A 15,285-nucleotide genomic window follows, 5' to 3' on the forward strand; every position below is an offset into this window, starting at 1 on the left:
CGCCAGACTAGAACACGTTCTCCTCCGTGCCGACGGACTGTCGCAGACCCGGACGGAGCCGGTAGAGCGTGGTCGTGAACCAGTGCGGGTCGACCATGGACCGGTCGATCACCACGAGCGGGAGCCCCTGGCGCTCGATCAGCACGGTCCAGCGGCGCTCGCCGGGCTCGCCCACCATCGCGATCGGCGTGTAGGGGCTGGCGACGTCGACGACCTCGGTGCGCCCGTTGCGCCGGATCGAGAGCTGGCCGCGCCGGATCGCCAGCTGGGTCGTCGTGGTCCCGGCGCGGACCGCCCACACCACCAGGAGCAGGAGGCCCAGGATCCCGGCGAGACCGACCGACGCCTCGGTCGGCTCGCGGACGGCGGCGTACGACGCGGCGCCGGCGGCGGCGAGCACGGCAAGGAGGACCCAGGAGAGGGCGCGCCGGACACCCCGCCGTGGCGGGAACTCCGCGTCCGTGCTCGCGTCGAGCAGAGTCAGGTTGTCCTCGGGCTCGGTCCACCCGCCGTGGCGGACCTCGGGTGCCTTGCGCACCCGCGGCGGCGGGGGCGGGCGCAGGGGGCCGGGGGCCGGCGGGAGCGTCGGCGCGGGCTGGGGTGTCGGCTCGGAGTCGGGTGTCGGCTCGGGGTCGGGTGTCGCGACGCTCCCGGGCCGCAGCGTGCCGGAGGCGGGCCGGTCGGCCCGCAGCGCCTCGACGACCGTGCGGCCGAGGTCGGTGCCGTCGGGGCCGTCGGGGCCTTCGGGGCCGCGGGGGACGTCCGACGAGGGTCGCGGACCGGTCGCCCCTGCCGGCGCGCCGACCACCCGCGCGTCGCGCGCATAGGTCGCCCGCTTGTCCAGCCACGCGCGGATGCTCGCCGTGTCCGGACCGAACTCGTCACTGCTCCCCACGAGCGAGTCCTCCCTGTCCCTCTCCCGTGGCTCAGGCTACTCGCCGCGGGTCCCGGCGTCGCCGGTCCGGCGGTCCCGTCGGGATGGTCAGAACGGGCCAGGGAGGCATGGTCCGTGCGGCGCACGAGGTAGATTGAGAGCGGTTCCCAGTCCGCGCCGACCGGTGCGGCCGTCCGCGTGATCGTCCAGGAGGTTCGGTGCCCGAGACCGACGAGCGCCCCACCGCGCTCCGGCCCACCCGGCAGCGCCGGGCGATCACCGAGGCCCTGGGCCGGGCGGCCGACTTCCAGAGCGCGCAGGAGATCCACGACAGCCTGCGCCGGGCCGGCGACAAGGTCGGCCTCGCCACGGTCTACCGCACCCTGCAGGCCATGGCCGAGTCCGGCGACGTCGACGTCCGGCACAACCCGGCGGGCGAGGCGACGTACCGTCGCTGCAGCGACTCCCACCATCACCACCTGGTCTGCCGCTCCTGCGGCCGGACCGTGGAGATCACCGGCTCCGCCGTCGAGAAGTGGGCGCACCTGATCGCCGACGAGCACGGGTTCACCGACGTCAGCCACACCGTCGAGCTGGTGGGGCTGTGCGCGGAGTGCGCCCGCCGCGGCTGAGGGGTAGGCCGTGTCGGGCTCGAACCGACGACCCTCGGATTAAAAGTCCGGTGCTCTACCAACTGAGCTAACGGCCCGGGCCGAGCCTAGCGAGACGCCGCGGCCGCGGAACAACGGAGGCAGGTAGCGCACCATCAGCGCCGACCACGTCGCGTGGGTGATGAGCGGGGCCTGCACACCACCGGAGGCGCGCCGCTGCAGCCCGAAGAGGGTGCCCATGACGCCGGCGGCAAGGACGAGGGCCGGGTTGCGGGTCGTCGAGGTCGCGACGGCGTAGACCGCCGTCGAGGACAGGACGGGGTTGCGGTCGCCGAGGACGGCGTAGAGGGCGCCGCGGAAGAACACCTCCTCGCCGACGCCGTTGGCGAGCGTGGTCGCAAGCACCAGGCGGTCGTCGCCCTCGTCGGCGAACCGGAGCACCCGGGCCACCGCCTCTCCCAGGACAGGGACCCGTCGGGCGACGAGCGCCGCGGCGTAGAACAGCCCGAACGCCGCGACGCCCGTGACGACCGGGGTGAGCACCGGTCGGCGCAGCGTCGCGTCCCGGCTCTCGATCCAGCCCCGGTGCAGCGGCCCCGAGGCCAGGCCGCCGACGGTCCACACTCCGGCCACGGCGGCCGTGGACAGGTAGAAGTCCCTCGATCCCGGCCGCGTCGAGAGGGACGCCCCGAGCAGGCCGGCGCCGGTCAGCGCCGTCGCGCCGACGACCCGCCGCCGGCGGCGGCGCACCGAGTCTGCCTCCCACGCCTCGACCACGACGACGTGCGAGAGCGGCTTCGGCACCAGGCGGCCCCAGCGGACCGCGCGGCTCATCGGCTCGCCGCCCGCTCGGCGAGTGCGAGCCTGACCGCGTCGTCGTACCCCATCGGCTGGAACGGTACGACGTCGCGGACGCTGGTGTCGGAGACCACGACCTCGTTGACCATCGAGTCCACGAGGTGGCGCCCCGCGCGCACGTCGACGTCGGTGACCAGGGCCAGCCACCGTGACGACAGGCCGGGCGTGAGCAGCGGGACCGGCACGATCGGCAGGCGACGCCCCTCGACCGCGGCGACCCGCTCCAGCATCTCGGCGTACTCGAGCACGTCCGGTCCGCCGATCTCGAACACCCGGCCGACGGCCTCCGGGCGACCGAGCACCCCGACGAGGTAGCGGACCACGTCCGCGACGGCGATCGGCTGGGTCCGGGTCCGCACCCACCGCGGTGTGACCATCGCCGGCAGGTGCTCCACCAGCTGGCGGGTGATCTCCCACGAGATGCCGCCGTGGCCGACGACGATGCCGGCGCGCAGCACGGTGACGGGAACGCCGGCGGCGGCGAGCAGCGACTCCACCTCGCGGCGGCTGCGCAGATGGGCGGACAGGTCGTCGCCGTCCTGCCCGAGGCCGCCGAGGTAGACGAGCTGCTCGAGCCCGGCGCGGGCGGCCCGGGCGCCGAACGCCTCGGCAGCCCGGGCGTCGCGCGCCTCGAAGTCCGCGTGGCCCAGCGAGTGGACGAGATAGTACGCCGCCGCGCAGCCCGCGAGCGGTGCGTCGAGCGTCGCCGGGTCGCTGACGTCGCCCCGGACGGCGGTTCCGGGACCGCCGTAGCGGTCGGGGTGCCGGGTCATCACGCGGACGTCGTGGCCCTGCTCGGTCAGAGCGGCGACGAGGCGGCGGCCGACGAAGCCGGTCCCTCCGGCGACGAGGACCGGGCCCATCATGCGCCGACCGGGAGGGTGTCGGTCCGTGAGAGGGGTGGCATCAGGTCGGGGGAGAGGCTCAGCAGCCATGCCCGGGCGTTCAGCCCCGACCGGGCCTGGGTCCGCGCATGCAGCCAGGCGCCGGCGTACCGGACGACCATCGCCCGCTTCGCCAGCCCGGGGTCCGCGTGACGGCACAGCTCGAGGCGCCAGGTGACGGAGCAGGTCGCGTCGTAGAAGGCGACGAACGCCTCGATGTCCCCGCCGGCCGCACGCTGCAGGAGGCGCCTCAGTTCGGCGTCGGACGGTGTGGCCGTGCTCATCGGGCCTCCTCATGACCTAAACAAGAACGTCAACAATCTGTTTAAGATTAGGCTATGAGCATGGACCAGGACCTCGGTGCGGCGCAACCCCCGGCGCGTGCGGACCTCGCCGACGAGGCCGGCCACGAGGGGGAGCTGACAATCGGCGACCTCGCCCGGCGCGCCGGCGTGAGCACGGCCGTGCTGCGCATGTGGGAGTCCCGGCACGGGTTCCCCGAGGCGCGCCGGCTGGCCAGCGGGCACCGCCGCTACACCCAGGCCGACGTCGACCTCGTCCGCCAGGTCCTGCGGCGCAAGGCGGCGGGGACCCGTCTCGACGTGGCCATCGCCGAGGTGGCCGCGAGTGCCGCCCCGGCGAGCCCCTCGATCTTCGCCGAGCTGCGCCGGCGGCACCCGACGCTCCCCGTGCACCGGCTACGGAAGTCCACGCTCATCGCGCTGTCGTGGGCGATCGAGGACGAGTGCTGCGCGGTGGCCGAGCGCCCGGTGCTGTTCGGCGCCTTCCAGCGCGGACGGTTCTACGAGGCCTCGGCCGGACGCTGGGCCGAGCTCGCCCGGGTCGCCCGCTCGGCGGTCGTCTTCGCCGACCAGTGGGATGCCGGGGCGGGCGCGTCCGGCGGGCCGGTGCGCGTGGACCTGGCGCCCGATGCGCCCATGCGGCGGGAGTGGGCCGTGGTGTGCGACGCGCCCGACTCCCCGGCCTGCCTGTCCGCCTGGGAGCTCCCCGGGCAGGCGGCGACGCCCGACCGCGAGCGGGTCTTCGAGTCGGTGTGGACCGTGGACCCGGCGGCCGTCCGGGACGCGGCGCGCGTCGCGGCGGCGGTCGCGGCCGGCGCGGGGCTGCCCGACGCGGGGTCGCTCCTCTCCGGGCTCGCCGAGCCCGTGGAGATGGGGGGCGCCGCCCCACCGGCGGTCACCGCCCTGTTCCACCGCGTCGTCGCGTACGTCGACCGGCTGCGGTGAGCGGACCGACCACGGTGCGGTAGGCCGTCAGTCCTCCTCGGCCGCGAGCACCGGCAGCGTGCCGTCGACGACCGCCTGCGCGATGCTGGCGCGCAGCCGGTCGCAGACCGGCGGAAGGCCCCGGACGGCTGAGCCGGGGGACCAGGCGGAGCAGGCGGCCATCGCCTGGTCGGATTCGTCCTCGCCGTGGTCCAAAAGGCTCAAGCGGCTGCCGATGACACCCTGGGGAGGTTCGCCGTTCCCTCATCTGGCGATCCGCGTTCCGAGTATCGGAGCACCCCTACCCGTTCCGACCTGCCGCAGAGAACGACAACTCTGTGTTATCGCAGGTCAGGATCGAAAGTTAGAACCCTCAAACGGCCCGGGGCGAGCCTAGCGAGCGTGGCGGCGTCCGTAGTCGGCGGTGCTCGGTGCGCTCCGGGCGCACAGCAGTCCCGGTGGGCAGAACTGCTCTCCGCCAGCGACGGCGCGCGTGGTCCGATGGCCGTCATGAACCCACCGGAGTCTGCCGCGCCGTCCGTCTCGCTGACCGCCGTCGAGCGGCTGGAGGCGTTCGAGGAGATCAAGCGCGTCTTCGCGCGCCGCCTTCGCGCCCTGGACCACAGGGAGTGGGACGTCTACCCCCTGCTCCACACCGAGGACGTCGTCAGCGAAACCTGGGGGGATCTGCCGGAGGAGGCGCAGCCGCGAACCGACGGCGTGAGCAACCGCGTGGTCGGCCGCGCGGCCCTGCAGACCACGATCCGGGAGTTCATCGACGGACCGGTCCGCATGACGACCGTGCACCACGGCCACAACCCGGAGATCACGCTGACCTCGGACGCCACCGCGACCGGTGTCTGGGCGATGGAGGACGAGCTGTGGTGGACCCATGGGGAGCGCGAAGAGCGGCTCAAGGGCTACGGGCACTACTACGAGGAGTACGCGAAGGTCGCCGGTGAGTGGCTGATCAGCTATCGCAGTCTCACTCGGCTGCGCGAGGAGACCACGACGGGCTTCTACGACTTTCTCCTCCGAACCGGTGACGGGCCGGTCGGCGAGGGCCGGCCGCGCGCGAGGGAGACCGGGCCGAGCGGCCTCTGACCACGGCGACGGAGCGGACGGGTGACCGAGCAACCGGGGGCGTCGCTCGAGGAGCGCATCGCGCGGCTCGAGGCGATCCAGGAGATCACGGCCGTGGTGGCCCGCTACGGCCCGGCCGTGGACTCGGGATCGGCGCAGGCGACGGCGCAGCTGTGGGAGGAGAGCGGCACCTACAGCTTCGGGGTCGCTGGAGCCGGTTTCGAGCATCTCGTCGGGCGAACCGGCATCGAGGAGATGGTGAACGGGCCCGGACACCAGGAGATCATCAGCCACGGTGCCGCCCACCTCATGGGGCCTCCGCTCGTCGAGGTCCACGGGGACACCGCGGTCGCGACCGGCTACTCCCTGCTGGTCCGGTACGACGCCGCCAGCTCGCGGCACTATGTCGACAGGGCGTGTGCGAACCGGTGGCAGCTGCGCCGGACCGACGGGACCTGGCGCGTGACGGCCCGGGTCAACCAGCTGCTGGACGGGCGTGACGAGGCGAGGCTGTTGCTGGGTCTCGCCCTCGCTCCACCCGGACCCACCGGCTGAGCCGCACCGCTAGCGGCGCAGCTCCGCCAGCGCGTGCAGCTGCTCGACGTAGTGCTGCGCCGAGGTCGCTGCGATCCGCACCGACGCGGCGGTAGCGCCGACCTCGGCGAGGATGCCGAGGGCGTCGATGGTCGCCGACGGCGACGAGGACGGGTCGATGGCGGTGTCCGGGGCGAGCACGACCTCGAAGGCGTCGGGAAGGTCGACCCGCGCGAGCATCGCGCCCAGCTCGGTCGGGGACAGCCCGAACGGAACCCAGCCGTCGGCCAGCGTGACGGCTCGGCGCAGTGAGCGGGGAGTGCGGCCGCCGATCCAGAAGGGCACATGGGGCTGCACCGCGTGCGGCTCGACGACGACGTCGCCGAACGAGAAGTGCGGCCCGTCGTACGACGGTGTGCGGGTCGACAGCGCCGCGCGCAGGGCGCGCAGGGCGTCGTCCGCGATCCCGCCGCGCCCCTCGAAGCGTGCGCCCAGCACGGCGAACTCCTCCTCGAGCGAGCCGACGCCCAGACCGAGGACGAGCCGGCCGCCACTGACCAGGTCGAGCGTGCCGTAGCGCTTCGCGATGGCGAGCGGATGGTGGTAGCCGAGGACGAGGACTTGTGTCGCGAGTCGGATTCGCGAGGTGCGGGCCGCGAGATAGCCGAAGGTGGCGAGCGGGTCCCAGTAGGTGCCGCCGCGCTGGCTGGCGACGTCCGCGGGCACGATCACGTGCTCGCTGCAGGTGAGGAAGTCGAAGCCCAGCGTATCCGCGGCCTCCGCGATCAAGCCGAGCTCGGCGATGCCGGCGTCGGCCTCCCAGGCTGAGAAGGCCCCCGGCAGCTGGACGACCACCGGGCTGTTGATCCCGATCTTCACGCCGTCGGCTTCTCCTCGTCGTACCCGGCTCCGAGGACCGGCAGGTCACCGTCGACGACGGCTCGGGCGATGCTGTCGCCCAAGCGGTCGCAGGTGGGGGCGAGCCCCTGCGCGGCGCACCCGGGGGACCACGCGCGACAGGTGGCCATCGCCTCATCCGTCCACTGGACCGAGGTCTGGTGCCAGCTGGCCTTGCGGACCAGCACCTGCGCCGAGCAGCTCTCGCACGCCACCGGGTGCATCGGCGCGTCGGCCAGCCGGTTGTCCGCCCGCACGGCCATCAGGCGTCCTGGGGCTGGGGCACCGCCGCCACAGCGGCCTCGGCGGCCTCGGCGGCCCGGCGCGCCACGTTCTCGTCGACCTCGCGCCGCCAGGCCTCGATCGGCTTGGTGGTGTCGAGCTCGAACTCGAAGCGGTCGGTCATCTCCGGCTTGATGTCGGCGACGTCGACGTAGAACTGCTCGTACCACCGGCGCAGCTGGTACACCGGCCCGTCCTCCTCGCACAGCAGGGGGTTGTCGATGCGGGTCTTGTTCTTCCAGATCTCGACGTCCTGCTCGAAGCCGAGCCGGACGGTCGCGACCATCTTGGCGGCGAGCGCCTCGGCGGCGGCCGGGTCGTCGTCCTCGACCTCGGGCCGCTGCATGCTGATGCCGTACATGAGCACGAAGGAGTTCTCGTCGATCGGGTAGTGGCAGTTGATGAGCACCGTGCGGGTGTCGCCGTGCTCGTAGTGGTAGATGAGGTCGTCGATCATGAACGACGGCCCGTGGTAGGTCGCCACGGAGGTGTTGCCGAGGCGCTTCGGCGCGCCGATGGCGACCTCGGCCGGGCGCATGTCGTCGCGGTTGACGCCCTTCTGCAGTTGGGTGGCGGTGTGCCCCTCGAAGGTGTTCTTGAAGAACGTCGGGAAGGCGTGGTGCACATAGAAGAAGTGCGCCATGTCCACCAGGTTGTCGATGACCTCGCGGCAGTTCGTGTTCACGACCGTCTGCGCCCAGGCCCAGTCGGTCCAGCCCGGGTCGGACGGGCCGCCGTCGATCGCGGGGATGGCCTGCTCGGGGATCGGCGGGTTGCCCTCGTGGTCGTGCCAGACGAAGACCATCCCGTCCTGGGTCATCGCGTGCCAGGTGCGGGTCCGGGCCCGCAGCGGAACGCGGCGCGAGTAGGGGATCTGCTTGCACCGGCCGTCGCCGCCCCAGCGCCAGTCGTGGAAGGGGCAGGCGACCTCGTCGCCCTTGATCGTGCCCTGGGACAGGTCGCCTCCCATGTGCCGGCAGTAGGCGTCGAGGACCTTGATCTCGCCCTGGCTGTCCGCCCACACCACGAGCTTGGTGCCGAAGGCGTGGATCGAGTGCGGCTGACCGTCGCGGAAGTCCTTCTCGAGGCCGATGCAGTGCCAGCCGCGGGCGAAGCGCGCGGGTGCCTCCTCGAACTCGATGTAGCGGACCTCGTCGGCACCCGTGCTCGTGCCGTTCTGCAGCGCAGTCATCTCGATCTCCTTGTCGCGAGCGTCGCGGGGGCCGTGAGGGCCCTGCCGATGCTGCGACGGTAGGGACGGCTGCCCGCGCGGAGCCCGGTGGTCCCGCTGATCGGGATCCCCGGCCGGGGGCGTCCGCGGCGCCGTTTCGCTACGGTCATGAGCGAGAACCAGAGCCAGTCCCCGACCTCCACAGATCGCACGCCGGGCCGCGTGGCGGACCGGGTGGTCATCGTCACCGGCGGATCCCGCGGCATCGGTGCCGCCTGCGTGCGCCGCCTCGTCGAGGAGGGCGCCCGCGTCGTGATCGCCGACGTCCTCGAGGCCGAGGGCAAGGCGCTCGCCGACGAGCTCGGCGAGCGGGCGGCGTACGTCGCGCTCGACGTGACGAGCGAGGACGGCTGGCAGCAGGCCGTCGCCGCCGCGGAGGAGCGGTTCGGTCCCGTCTCGGGTCTGGTCAACAACGCCGGCATCGTGCACATCGACCCGATCGAGACGCACGCCGAGGCGGACTTCCGCCGGGTCGTCGACGTCAACCAGGTCGGCGTCTTCCTCGGCATGAAGGCCGCCATCCCCTCGATGCGCCGGGCCGCCGCGGCCGGCGTCGGCGGCTCGATCGTCAACATCTCCTCGACCGGCGGCCTGATCGCGTACTCGCGGATCATCGGGTACGTCGCCTCGAAGTGGGCCGTGCGGGGCATGACCAAGACCGCGGCGCAGGAGCTCGGGCCCGACAACATCCGGGTCAACTCGGTGCACCCGGGCTTCACCCGGTCCGAGATGACGGCCAACTCGGCACGCTCGCACGAGGGCGCCCAGCACCAGCCGCTGGCCCGCCAGGCCGAGGCGGTCGAGATCGCCAACCTCGTGCTGTTCCTGATCTCCGACGAGTCCAGCTACAGCACCGGGTCCGAGTTCGTCGCCGACGGCGGCTTCACGTCGCTCTAGGCACCCGCCGAGCGCACGACCAAGGGAGAAGGAACATGAAGGACTTCAACGGCAAGGTGGTCGTCATCACCGGCGCCGGTGCCGGCATCGGCCGCGAGCTCGCGGTCCAGCTGGCGCGCGAGGGTGCCCGGCTGGCCGTGTCGGGCCGCAGCATCGTGAACGTCGAGGAGACCGCCGCGCTGTGTCGGGCGCAGGGCGCCGAGGCACGGGCGTACGAGGTCGACGTCACCGACCGCGAGGCCGTGCTCAAGCACGCCGACGAGGTCGTCGCCGACTTCGGCAAGGTCAACGTCGTGGTCAACAACGCCGGCGTCTCGCTGGTGGCGACGGTCGACGAGGTCAGCTGGGAGGACCTCGAGTGGATCGTCAACATCAACTTCTGGGGCGTCGTCAACGGGACCAAGGCGTTCCTTCCGCACGTCATCGCCTCGGGGGACGGCCACGTCGCCAACATCTCGAGCATGTTCGGCCTGGTCGCCTGCCCGACCCAGAGCGGCTACAACGCCACCAAGTTCGCCATCCGCGCCTTCACCGACTCGCTGCGCCAGGAGATGCGGATGTACGGGCACCCGGTCGGCGTGAGCAGCGTGCACCCGGGCTCGATCCGCACCGGCATCGCCCAGAAGGCCCGCGCCGGCGGCGACCGCGACGTCAGCCAGCTGGCGGCCAACTTCGACCGGATCGCCAAGATGACGGCGGAGGAGTGCGCCGCGATCATCCTCAAGGGCATCCGCAAGGACAAGGCACAGATCCTGTGCGGCAACGACGCCCGGTTCATGGCCGTGCTGCCCCGCGTGCTCGGCCCGGGCTACCAGCGGGTCATCACCGCGCTGTTCAAGAAGGATGTCGCGTAGGGCCGCACCGGTCGGGAGCATTGATCGGCGGGGATCGCGTCAGCCAGGTTGACGCGATCCCCGCCGATCATGGCCGTCCGGTCAGACGGCCGGGGCCTCCAGCACCTCGACCGTGCCGGCGGCGCCATTGACGCGCACCAGCATCCCGTCCGACAGCGTCGTCGAGGCGTGCTTGGTGTCGACGACGCACGGGATGGCGAACTCGCGGGCGACGATGGCCGCGTGGGAGGCGGCGCCGCCGATGTCGGTGACGACCGCGGCGGCGTACCCGAACATCGCGGTGTGGCCGACGTCCGTCACCGAGGCGACCAGGACCTCGTCGGGCTCGATGTCGTCGTCGGGCGTGCGCAGGACGCGGACCCGGCCCTCGACCACGCCGGCGCTGACGCCGATGCCGCCGATGGTGTCACCGACGTCGAGGCCCGTGTGGGCACCGTCGGGCGCCCACATCCCGACCACGACATCGGGCATCCGGATGGACTGCAGCCGGGCCCGCTCGGCCCGCCGTCGGGCCACCCTCTCGTGCAGCCCGCTCGGGTCGACGAAGAGCTCGTCGAGCGTGAGATAGAAGGCGTCCTCGGCGGTGTCGAGGCGACCTGCGGCGACCAGGCGGGCGCCGCGCTCGCGCACGGCCAGCCGCAGGTCGTGGGTGTAGCGGACGACCGCGTCGCGGGCCCGCTCCCGGGCGAGGATCGCACCGGCCGCCATCCGTCCCGTGCGCGACCGCAGCGCCGGGACGGGCTCGCGCACCGGGGCGGGACGTTGCGCCGCCGCGGCGGCGGACCCGACCAGGTGGGCGGGGCGGTCGGAGAAGGAGGGGTTCTCGAGCTCGCACTCCCCGGGGCCGCGGTGGCCCATCAGCTCCAGCTGCTCGTCGAGCGCCGCGGCGAACGACGGCGACGCGGCGCGGAGCCCGTCGACGTCGCCCTCCCGCGCCAGCTTCAACAGGTGGTCGTCGCCGCGCAGCTCGTCGGCGAGGCGCTCGACGGCGAGCATGGTGCGCGCCGAGTCGAGCAGCTCCACGTCGACCGCGACGTGCTCGGGGTCCTTCCCCCGCTCGTGGATCGCCCCCGCGGCGCTGGTCATCATCACCCCGATCGAGGCGACCGACCACGCGTGGGCGAGCCGGTCGCGCCACAGCAGCGCCCGCGTGTGCAGCCGGGCGTCGTCGAGCGCGGCGACCTGCTCGGCCGTCAGGCTCTCCGCCCGCGCGGCCGCGTTGACGACCTCCGCCTCCTCCTTGAACTTGCGGGCCCGGGCGATCACCCGGCTCGTCGCGGTGAGGGTCGCGCGCCGCCCCGCGAGGCCCTGGGGCATCGGCGGACCGCCCTGCGGCCGGAAGACGACGTCCTCCGGGATGTTGCCGTAGGCGTCCTTGCGGACGCTGGCCTCGTCCCACCCGGGCATGTTCTCGACGATGTTCACGCCGACCGAGGCGTTGATGTACACGCAGTGCCCGAGCACGCCGAGCACCAGGCTGGTCTGCTGCTCCAGCGCCGCGCCCTCGAGGGCCAGCATCCGCCCCATCCCCTCGTTGGAGATGCGCTGGGCGCCGAGCTGGAGGTCGAGGGACATGGGGGTGAGCGGACCCGGCAGTGCCTCGGAGGTGTTCGTCGCCGTCAGTACGGCGAGGCGCGGGTCGAGCAGGGTGTCGAACTCGCCCTGGTACTCCGGCGGTCCCGCCGGCACGAGCGTCCCGCCGTCGCTGGCGGGCAGGTTGTTGGGCACGACATGGGTCGGCAGGCCGAAGCGGCCCGACTCCACCTCCGCGCCGTGCCGCGTGATCCGTCGCCCGCGCAGACCGCGGGCGAGGTCCTCGACCGCCTCGTGGGCGTCCCAGCCGTAGCCGAAGCCGTCCGGGACCGCGCTCTCCGCCCGGCCGGCGGCGGCGCGCGGGTGAACGCCCGGCACTCGCGGTCGCACGCCGGCGACCTGCAGCAGGCGGGTGGCCTCGGCCCCGCTCACGGTGCCGGGGGCGACGAGCGTGAACGGGCCGGTCCCGGTGTCGGCCGCCACCGCCGCGAGGCCGCGGGTGACGTCGTCGTGGTGCACGACCTGGCGGGCCGCGGCGGGCTCGGCCAGCAGGTCGGCGAGGGTCTGCAGCGCGGGGAGGTCCGTACGGCGCCCGGCCACCGGGGCGACGTGCACGGTGACGGGGACGGCGCCGGCCGACGCCAGTGCGGCGGCCGCGGGGTGGGGCCGGTCGAGCGGTGTCGGGAGGACGACCCGGGTGCCCCGGGGGACGGACAGGGGGCCGTCGGCGAGGTGCACGACCACGTCGGTGTCGCGGACCGGCGCGGACGCGTCGCGGACCTCGACCCTCGGGTCGAGATAGCGGTGCGGCTGCGCCGTGGTGCCGGCGACCTCGTAGCCGGCGGCCAGCAGCAGGCGTGCGACGTCGCGACCGTCCTCGGTGGCGACACCCGTGATCAGGACGCGCATGGGTCCTCCTCCTCGTTGCTCCGAGTCGGGCCCGCACCCGCGGGCCGACCGGAGGAGCGTCCGACCCGTGGGCCCGGTCACGTCGCGGAGTCCCACTGAGCGGGAGGCACGGCGCCGCGCCGGGCCGGCGGCAGCAACCTCAGCCGCATGGAGCAGAGCACCGACGCGTCCCCGCCCGCCTGGCAGCACGAGGTCGACCTGTTGGTGGTCGGCGCGGGCGCGGGCGGCATGACCGCCGCGCTCACGGGCGGCCTGTCCGGTCTCGACACGCTCCTGGTGGAGAAGGCGTCGACGTACGGCGGGACGACCGCGCTGTCCGGTGGCGGCATCTGGGTCCCCAACAACCCCACCCTCGAGCGCGCGGGGATCACCGATCCCGAGGAGCGCGTGGTCGAGTACCTCGAGCACATCACGGGCGGCCGGGTCGGTCGCGACCGGCTCCGGGCCTACGCCCACCACGGTCCGGAGATGTTCCGGATGTTCGAGAGCCGCGCCCGCCACCTGCGGTTCACGTGGTGTCCCGGCTACTCCGACTACCACCCCGAGGCGCCTGGGGGGCGTCCCGAGGGCCGCTCCGTCGAGTGCCCTCCGTTCGACATGCGCCGGCTCGGGGAGCTCGCCGCCACCCAGCGCGGCAGCGCCATGAAGGTCCCCGGCGGGCTGATCATCACCTCCGCCGACTACGTCCACCTCAACATGGTCACCCGCACCTGGCGGGGCCGCTGGCGCGCGCTGTCCCTCGGGGTGCGCTCGACCCTCAACCGGCTGCGCCGGCGCCGGATGGTGTCCCTCGGCCAGGCGCTCGTCGCGCGGCTGCGCATCTCGCTGCGCGACGCGGGCGTGCCGGTGTGGCTGGAGACGCCGCTGCTCGAGCTCGTGCGTGACGCCGACGGTGCTGTGCTGGGAGCGGTCGTCCAGCGCGACGGCGCGCCGTACCGGATCCGCGCGCGGCGCGGGGTCGTGGTCGCCAGTGGCGGCTTCGACCACAACGAGGCGATGCGCAAGGAGCACCTGCCGGAGATCGGCCGGGCCGACGCGTCCGGCGGCGCCGACAGCAACACCGGCGACGGGATCCAGATCGGCCATGCCGCCGGCGGCGCGCTCGACCTGATGGACGACGCCTGGTGGATGCCCGCCGTGCGCAAGCCGGACGGGCGGGTGCACTCGCTGGTGTCGGAGCGGTCCATCCCGAACTCCGTGATCCTGACCCCGGCCGGCGAGAGGTTCACGAACGAGGCCTCGCCGTACGTCACCTTCGTGCACGAGCAGATCGCGCACGGCCACCCGTACCTGTGGTTCGTGATGGACCAGACCGCCCGCCGTCGTTACCCGTTCGGCGCGGTCGTGCCGGGCGCCGACCTGCCCCAGGCGTGGTACGACGCGGGCACGGCGCACAAGGCCGGCACCCTCGACGAGCTGGCCGCCGCCACCGGCATGGACGCGACGACGCTGAAGGCCAGCATCGCCCGCTGGAACGGGCTCGTCGCCGGCGGCAAGGACACCGACTTCGGCCGCGGTGAGAGCGCGTACGACCGCTACTACGGCGACCCGACCCTGCCGAACCCGGTGCTGGGATCGCTCACGCAGGCGCCCTATCTCGCGGTCCGCATCGAGGCCGGCGACCTCGGCACGAAGGGCGGTCTGCTGACCGACGCCCACGGCCGGGTCGTCGACGCGGACGGCGGCGCCGTGCCCGGCCTCTATGCCACCGGCAACGCGGCGGCGTCGGTGATGGGCAACGACTACGCCGGCGCCGGCGCGACCATCGGCCCCGCCATGGTCTTCGGCTACCTCGCCGCGCTGCACGCCGCCGGCGTCACCCACTGAGAAGCACCAGCAGGACAAGGAGAGTCGCGACATGGGTTCGCTCGACGGACGCGTCATCATCATCACCGGCGGAGCCCGGGGCATGGGCGCCTCGCATGCCCGCCACCTGGTCGGGGAGGGCGCCCGGGTGGTCATCGGCGACGTCATCGACGACGCCGGCGAGCTGCTCGCCAAGGAGCTCGACGACGCCGCCGTCTTCGTGCACCAGGACGTCACCGCCCCGGCCGACTGGGAGGTGGTCGTCGCGACCGCCCAGCAGGCCTTCGGCGCGGTCCACGGTCTCGTGAACAACGCCGGCGTGCTGGCCTTCCAGACGATGGCCGACTCCTCGCCCGAGGACTTCCAGCGGGTCATGGACATCAACGTCACCGGCACCTGGCTGGGCATGCGCGCGGTCGCGCCGGCCATCGACGCCGCCGGTGGCGGTGCCATCGTCAACGTGTCCTCGGTCAACGGCATCCTGGGCGGCGCCGCCACGACGGCGTACACGGCCAGCAAGTTCGCGGTGCGCGGGCTGACGAAGGCCGCGGCGCACGAGCTCGGCCCCGCCGGGATCAGGGTCAACTCGATCCACCCCGGCGGCATCGCCACTCCGATGACCCGGCGCGAGGGTGGGCACGACGACGCCGGCGCGGCGTTCGCCCGCCTCCCGATCCCACGCTGGGGTCAGCCGGAGGAGGTCTCGCCGCTGGTGGCGTTCCTGCTCTCGGACCTGTCGAGCTACTGCACCGGCTCCGAGTTCGTCGTCGACGGCGGCATGACCAGCGGCGGGCACCTCGGATGAT

Annotated in this window: 17 protein-coding genes and 1 tRNA gene; 8 read left to right on the top strand and 10 right to left on the bottom strand. The window is 73.3% G+C overall.

Features of this window, described 5'->3' with window-relative positions; translation table 11 throughout:
• Window positions 1–7: 7 nt before the first annotated feature.
• The gene (locus ACJ5H2_RS02820; protein ID WP_408898044.1) at window positions 8–895 is read right to left on the bottom strand and encodes a hypothetical protein; all 888 of its coding nucleotides are present in this window, start codon (window positions 893–895) and stop codon (window positions 8–10) included.
• A 197-nt stretch (window positions 896–1,092) separates the two neighbouring features.
• On the opposite strand from ACJ5H2_RS02820, the gene ACJ5H2_RS02825 reads away from it, so the two are divergent.
• Window positions 1,093–1,506, top strand: coding sequence for a Fur family transcriptional regulator (locus tag ACJ5H2_RS02825; RefSeq protein WP_408898045.1), 414 nt, complete (start codon window positions 1,093–1,095; stop codon window positions 1,504–1,506).
• A gap of 4 nt (window positions 1,507–1,510) precedes the next feature.
• Here the strand turns inward: ACJ5H2_RS02825 and ACJ5H2_RS02830 are convergent.
• The 4 genes from ACJ5H2_RS02830 to ACJ5H2_RS02845 all read right to left on the bottom strand — a co-directional run bounded on the left by ACJ5H2_RS02830 (window position 1,511) and on the right by ACJ5H2_RS02845 (window position 3,511).
• Window positions 1,511–1,583: transfer RNA gene (locus tag ACJ5H2_RS02830), tRNA-Lys, on the bottom strand.
• Window positions 1,546–2,319 carry a CPBP family intramembrane glutamic endopeptidase gene (locus ACJ5H2_RS02835; RefSeq protein ID WP_408899582.1) on the bottom strand — a complete coding sequence of 258 codons (774 nt, stop codon included), beginning with the start codon at window positions 2,317–2,319 and terminating at the stop codon, window positions 1,546–1,548. Before ACJ5H2_RS02835 ends, ACJ5H2_RS02830 begins: the two co-directional genes overlap by 38 nt.
• Window positions 2,316–3,209 (bottom strand): NAD(P)H-binding protein, encoded by an 894-nt coding sequence (locus tag ACJ5H2_RS02840; protein WP_408898046.1) that lies wholly within the window; start codon window positions 3,207–3,209, stop codon window positions 2,316–2,318. The genes ACJ5H2_RS02835 and ACJ5H2_RS02840 overlap by 4 nt, the downstream gene beginning before the upstream one ends.
• Window positions 3,206–3,511 (bottom strand): hypothetical protein, encoded by a 306-nt coding sequence (locus ACJ5H2_RS02845; protein WP_408898047.1) that lies wholly within the window; start codon window positions 3,509–3,511, stop codon window positions 3,206–3,208. Before ACJ5H2_RS02845 ends, ACJ5H2_RS02840 begins: the two co-directional genes overlap by 4 nt.
• A gap of 54 nt (window positions 3,512–3,565) precedes the next feature.
• Between ACJ5H2_RS02845 and ACJ5H2_RS02850 the strand changes: the two genes are divergently transcribed.
• The gene (locus ACJ5H2_RS02850; RefSeq protein WP_408898048.1) at window positions 3,566–4,474 is read left to right on the top strand and encodes a DICT sensory domain-containing protein; all 909 of its coding nucleotides are present in this window, start codon (window positions 3,566–3,568) and stop codon (window positions 4,472–4,474) included.
• Between the two features lie 27 nt (window positions 4,475–4,501).
• On the opposite strand, the gene ACJ5H2_RS02855 is transcribed toward ACJ5H2_RS02850, so the two are convergent.
• Complete coding sequence (locus tag ACJ5H2_RS02855; protein WP_408898049.1) at window positions 4,502–4,678, bottom strand: hypothetical protein; 177 nt, start codon at window positions 4,676–4,678, stop codon at window positions 4,502–4,504.
• Between the two features lie 285 nt (window positions 4,679–4,963).
• On the opposite strand from ACJ5H2_RS02855, the gene ACJ5H2_RS02860 reads away from it, so the two are divergent.
• Together ACJ5H2_RS02860 and ACJ5H2_RS02865 are read left to right on the top strand one after the other, a co-directional pair.
• Window positions 4,964–5,557, top strand: a complete 594-nt coding sequence (locus ACJ5H2_RS02860; protein WP_408898050.1) for a nuclear transport factor 2 family protein — start codon at window positions 4,964–4,966, stop codon at window positions 5,555–5,557.
• Window positions 5,558–5,578: 21 nt separating this feature from the next.
• Window positions 5,579–6,091, top strand: coding sequence for a nuclear transport factor 2 family protein (locus ACJ5H2_RS02865; RefSeq protein WP_408898051.1), 513 nt, complete (start codon window positions 5,579–5,581; stop codon window positions 6,089–6,091).
• Between the two features lie 9 nt (window positions 6,092–6,100).
• On the opposite strand, the gene ACJ5H2_RS02870 is transcribed toward ACJ5H2_RS02865, so the two are convergent.
• From ACJ5H2_RS02870 to ACJ5H2_RS02880, 3 genes are read right to left on the bottom strand one after another with little or no spacing between them, the layout of a single operon-like run.
• A complete protein-coding gene (locus tag ACJ5H2_RS02870) occupies window positions 6,101–6,949 on the bottom strand; it encodes an LLM class F420-dependent oxidoreductase (protein WP_408898052.1) in 849 nt (282 codons plus the stop codon).
• The gene (locus ACJ5H2_RS02875; protein WP_408898053.1) at window positions 6,946–7,230 is read right to left on the bottom strand and encodes a ferredoxin; all 285 of its coding nucleotides are present in this window, start codon (window positions 7,228–7,230) and stop codon (window positions 6,946–6,948) included. Before ACJ5H2_RS02875 ends, ACJ5H2_RS02870 begins: the two co-directional genes overlap by 4 nt.
• Window positions 7,230–8,441 (bottom strand): Rieske 2Fe-2S domain-containing protein, encoded by a 1,212-nt coding sequence (locus tag ACJ5H2_RS02880; protein WP_408898054.1) that lies wholly within the window; start codon window positions 8,439–8,441, stop codon window positions 7,230–7,232. Before ACJ5H2_RS02880 ends, ACJ5H2_RS02875 begins: the two co-directional genes overlap by 1 nt.
• A 147-nt stretch (window positions 8,442–8,588) precedes the next feature.
• Between ACJ5H2_RS02880 and ACJ5H2_RS02885 the strand changes: the two genes are divergently transcribed.
• The gene (locus tag ACJ5H2_RS02885; RefSeq protein ID WP_408898055.1) at window positions 8,589–9,377 is read left to right on the top strand and encodes a glucose 1-dehydrogenase; all 789 of its coding nucleotides are present in this window, start codon (window positions 8,589–8,591) and stop codon (window positions 9,375–9,377) included.
• Between the two features lie 35 nt (window positions 9,378–9,412).
• Complete coding sequence (locus tag ACJ5H2_RS02890) at window positions 9,413–10,231, top strand: SDR family NAD(P)-dependent oxidoreductase (protein WP_408898056.1); 819 nt, start codon at window positions 9,413–9,415, stop codon at window positions 10,229–10,231.
• Window positions 10,232–10,312: 81 nt separating this feature from the next.
• Here the strand turns inward: ACJ5H2_RS02890 and ACJ5H2_RS02895 are convergent, their stop codons facing one another.
• Window positions 10,313–12,673 (bottom strand): PEP-utilizing enzyme, encoded by a 2,361-nt coding sequence (locus ACJ5H2_RS02895; RefSeq protein WP_408898057.1) that lies wholly within the window; start codon window positions 12,671–12,673, stop codon window positions 10,313–10,315.
• Window positions 12,674–12,820: 147 nt separating this feature from the next.
• Between ACJ5H2_RS02895 and ACJ5H2_RS02900 the strand changes: the two genes are divergently transcribed.
• Window positions 12,821–14,500 carry an FAD-binding protein gene (locus ACJ5H2_RS02900; protein ID WP_408898058.1) on the top strand — a complete coding sequence of 560 codons (1,680 nt, stop codon included), beginning with the start codon at window positions 12,821–12,823 and terminating at the stop codon, window positions 14,498–14,500.
• Between the two features lie 31 nt (window positions 14,501–14,531).
• A complete protein-coding gene (locus tag ACJ5H2_RS02905; protein ID WP_408898059.1) occupies window positions 14,532–15,284 on the top strand; it encodes a glucose 1-dehydrogenase in 753 nt (250 codons plus the stop codon).
• Window position 15,285: the final 1 nt, after the last annotated feature.

The organism is Nocardioides pymetrozini (genome assembly GCF_046058985.1).
In the GTDB taxonomy this organism is placed as follows: domain Bacteria; phylum Actinomycetota; class Actinomycetes; order Propionibacteriales; family Nocardioidaceae; genus Nocardioides.

Coding starts and splice junctions, on each gene's coding strand:
- ACJ5H2_RS02900 (WP_408898058.1), top strand. CDS start 12,821: ATGGAGCAGAGCACCGACGCGTCCCCGCCCGCCTGGCAGCACGAGGTC.
- ACJ5H2_RS02885 (WP_408898055.1), top strand. CDS start 8,589: ATGAGCGAGAACCAGAGCCAGTCCCCGACCTCCACAGATCGCACGCCG.
- ACJ5H2_RS02840 (WP_408898046.1), bottom strand. CDS start 3,209: ATGATGGGCCCGGTCCTCGTCGCCGGAGGGACCGGCTTCGTCGGCCGC.
- ACJ5H2_RS02880 (WP_408898054.1), bottom strand. CDS start 8,441: ATGACTGCGCTGCAGAACGGCACGAGCACGGGTGCCGACGAGGTCCGC.
- ACJ5H2_RS02875 (WP_408898053.1), bottom strand. CDS start 7,230: ATGGCCGTGCGGGCGGACAACCGGCTGGCCGACGCGCCGATGCACCCG.
- ACJ5H2_RS02845 (WP_408898047.1), bottom strand. CDS start 3,511: ATGAGCACGGCCACACCGTCCGACGCCGAACTGAGGCGCCTCCTGCAG.
- ACJ5H2_RS02895 (WP_408898057.1), bottom strand. CDS start 12,673: ATGCGCGTCCTGATCACGGGTGTCGCCACCGAGGACGGTCGCGACGTC.
- ACJ5H2_RS02905 (WP_408898059.1), top strand. CDS start 14,532: ATGGGTTCGCTCGACGGACGCGTCATCATCATCACCGGCGGAGCCCGG.
- ACJ5H2_RS02860 (WP_408898050.1), top strand. CDS start 4,964: ATGAACCCACCGGAGTCTGCCGCGCCGTCCGTCTCGCTGACCGCCGTC.
- ACJ5H2_RS02835 (WP_408899582.1), bottom strand. CDS start 2,319: ATGAGCCGCGCGGTCCGCTGGGGCCGCCTGGTGCCGAAGCCGCTCTCG.
- ACJ5H2_RS02850 (WP_408898048.1), top strand. CDS start 3,566: ATGAGCATGGACCAGGACCTCGGTGCGGCGCAACCCCCGGCGCGTGCG.
- ACJ5H2_RS02890 (WP_408898056.1), top strand. CDS start 9,413: ATGAAGGACTTCAACGGCAAGGTGGTCGTCATCACCGGCGCCGGTGCC.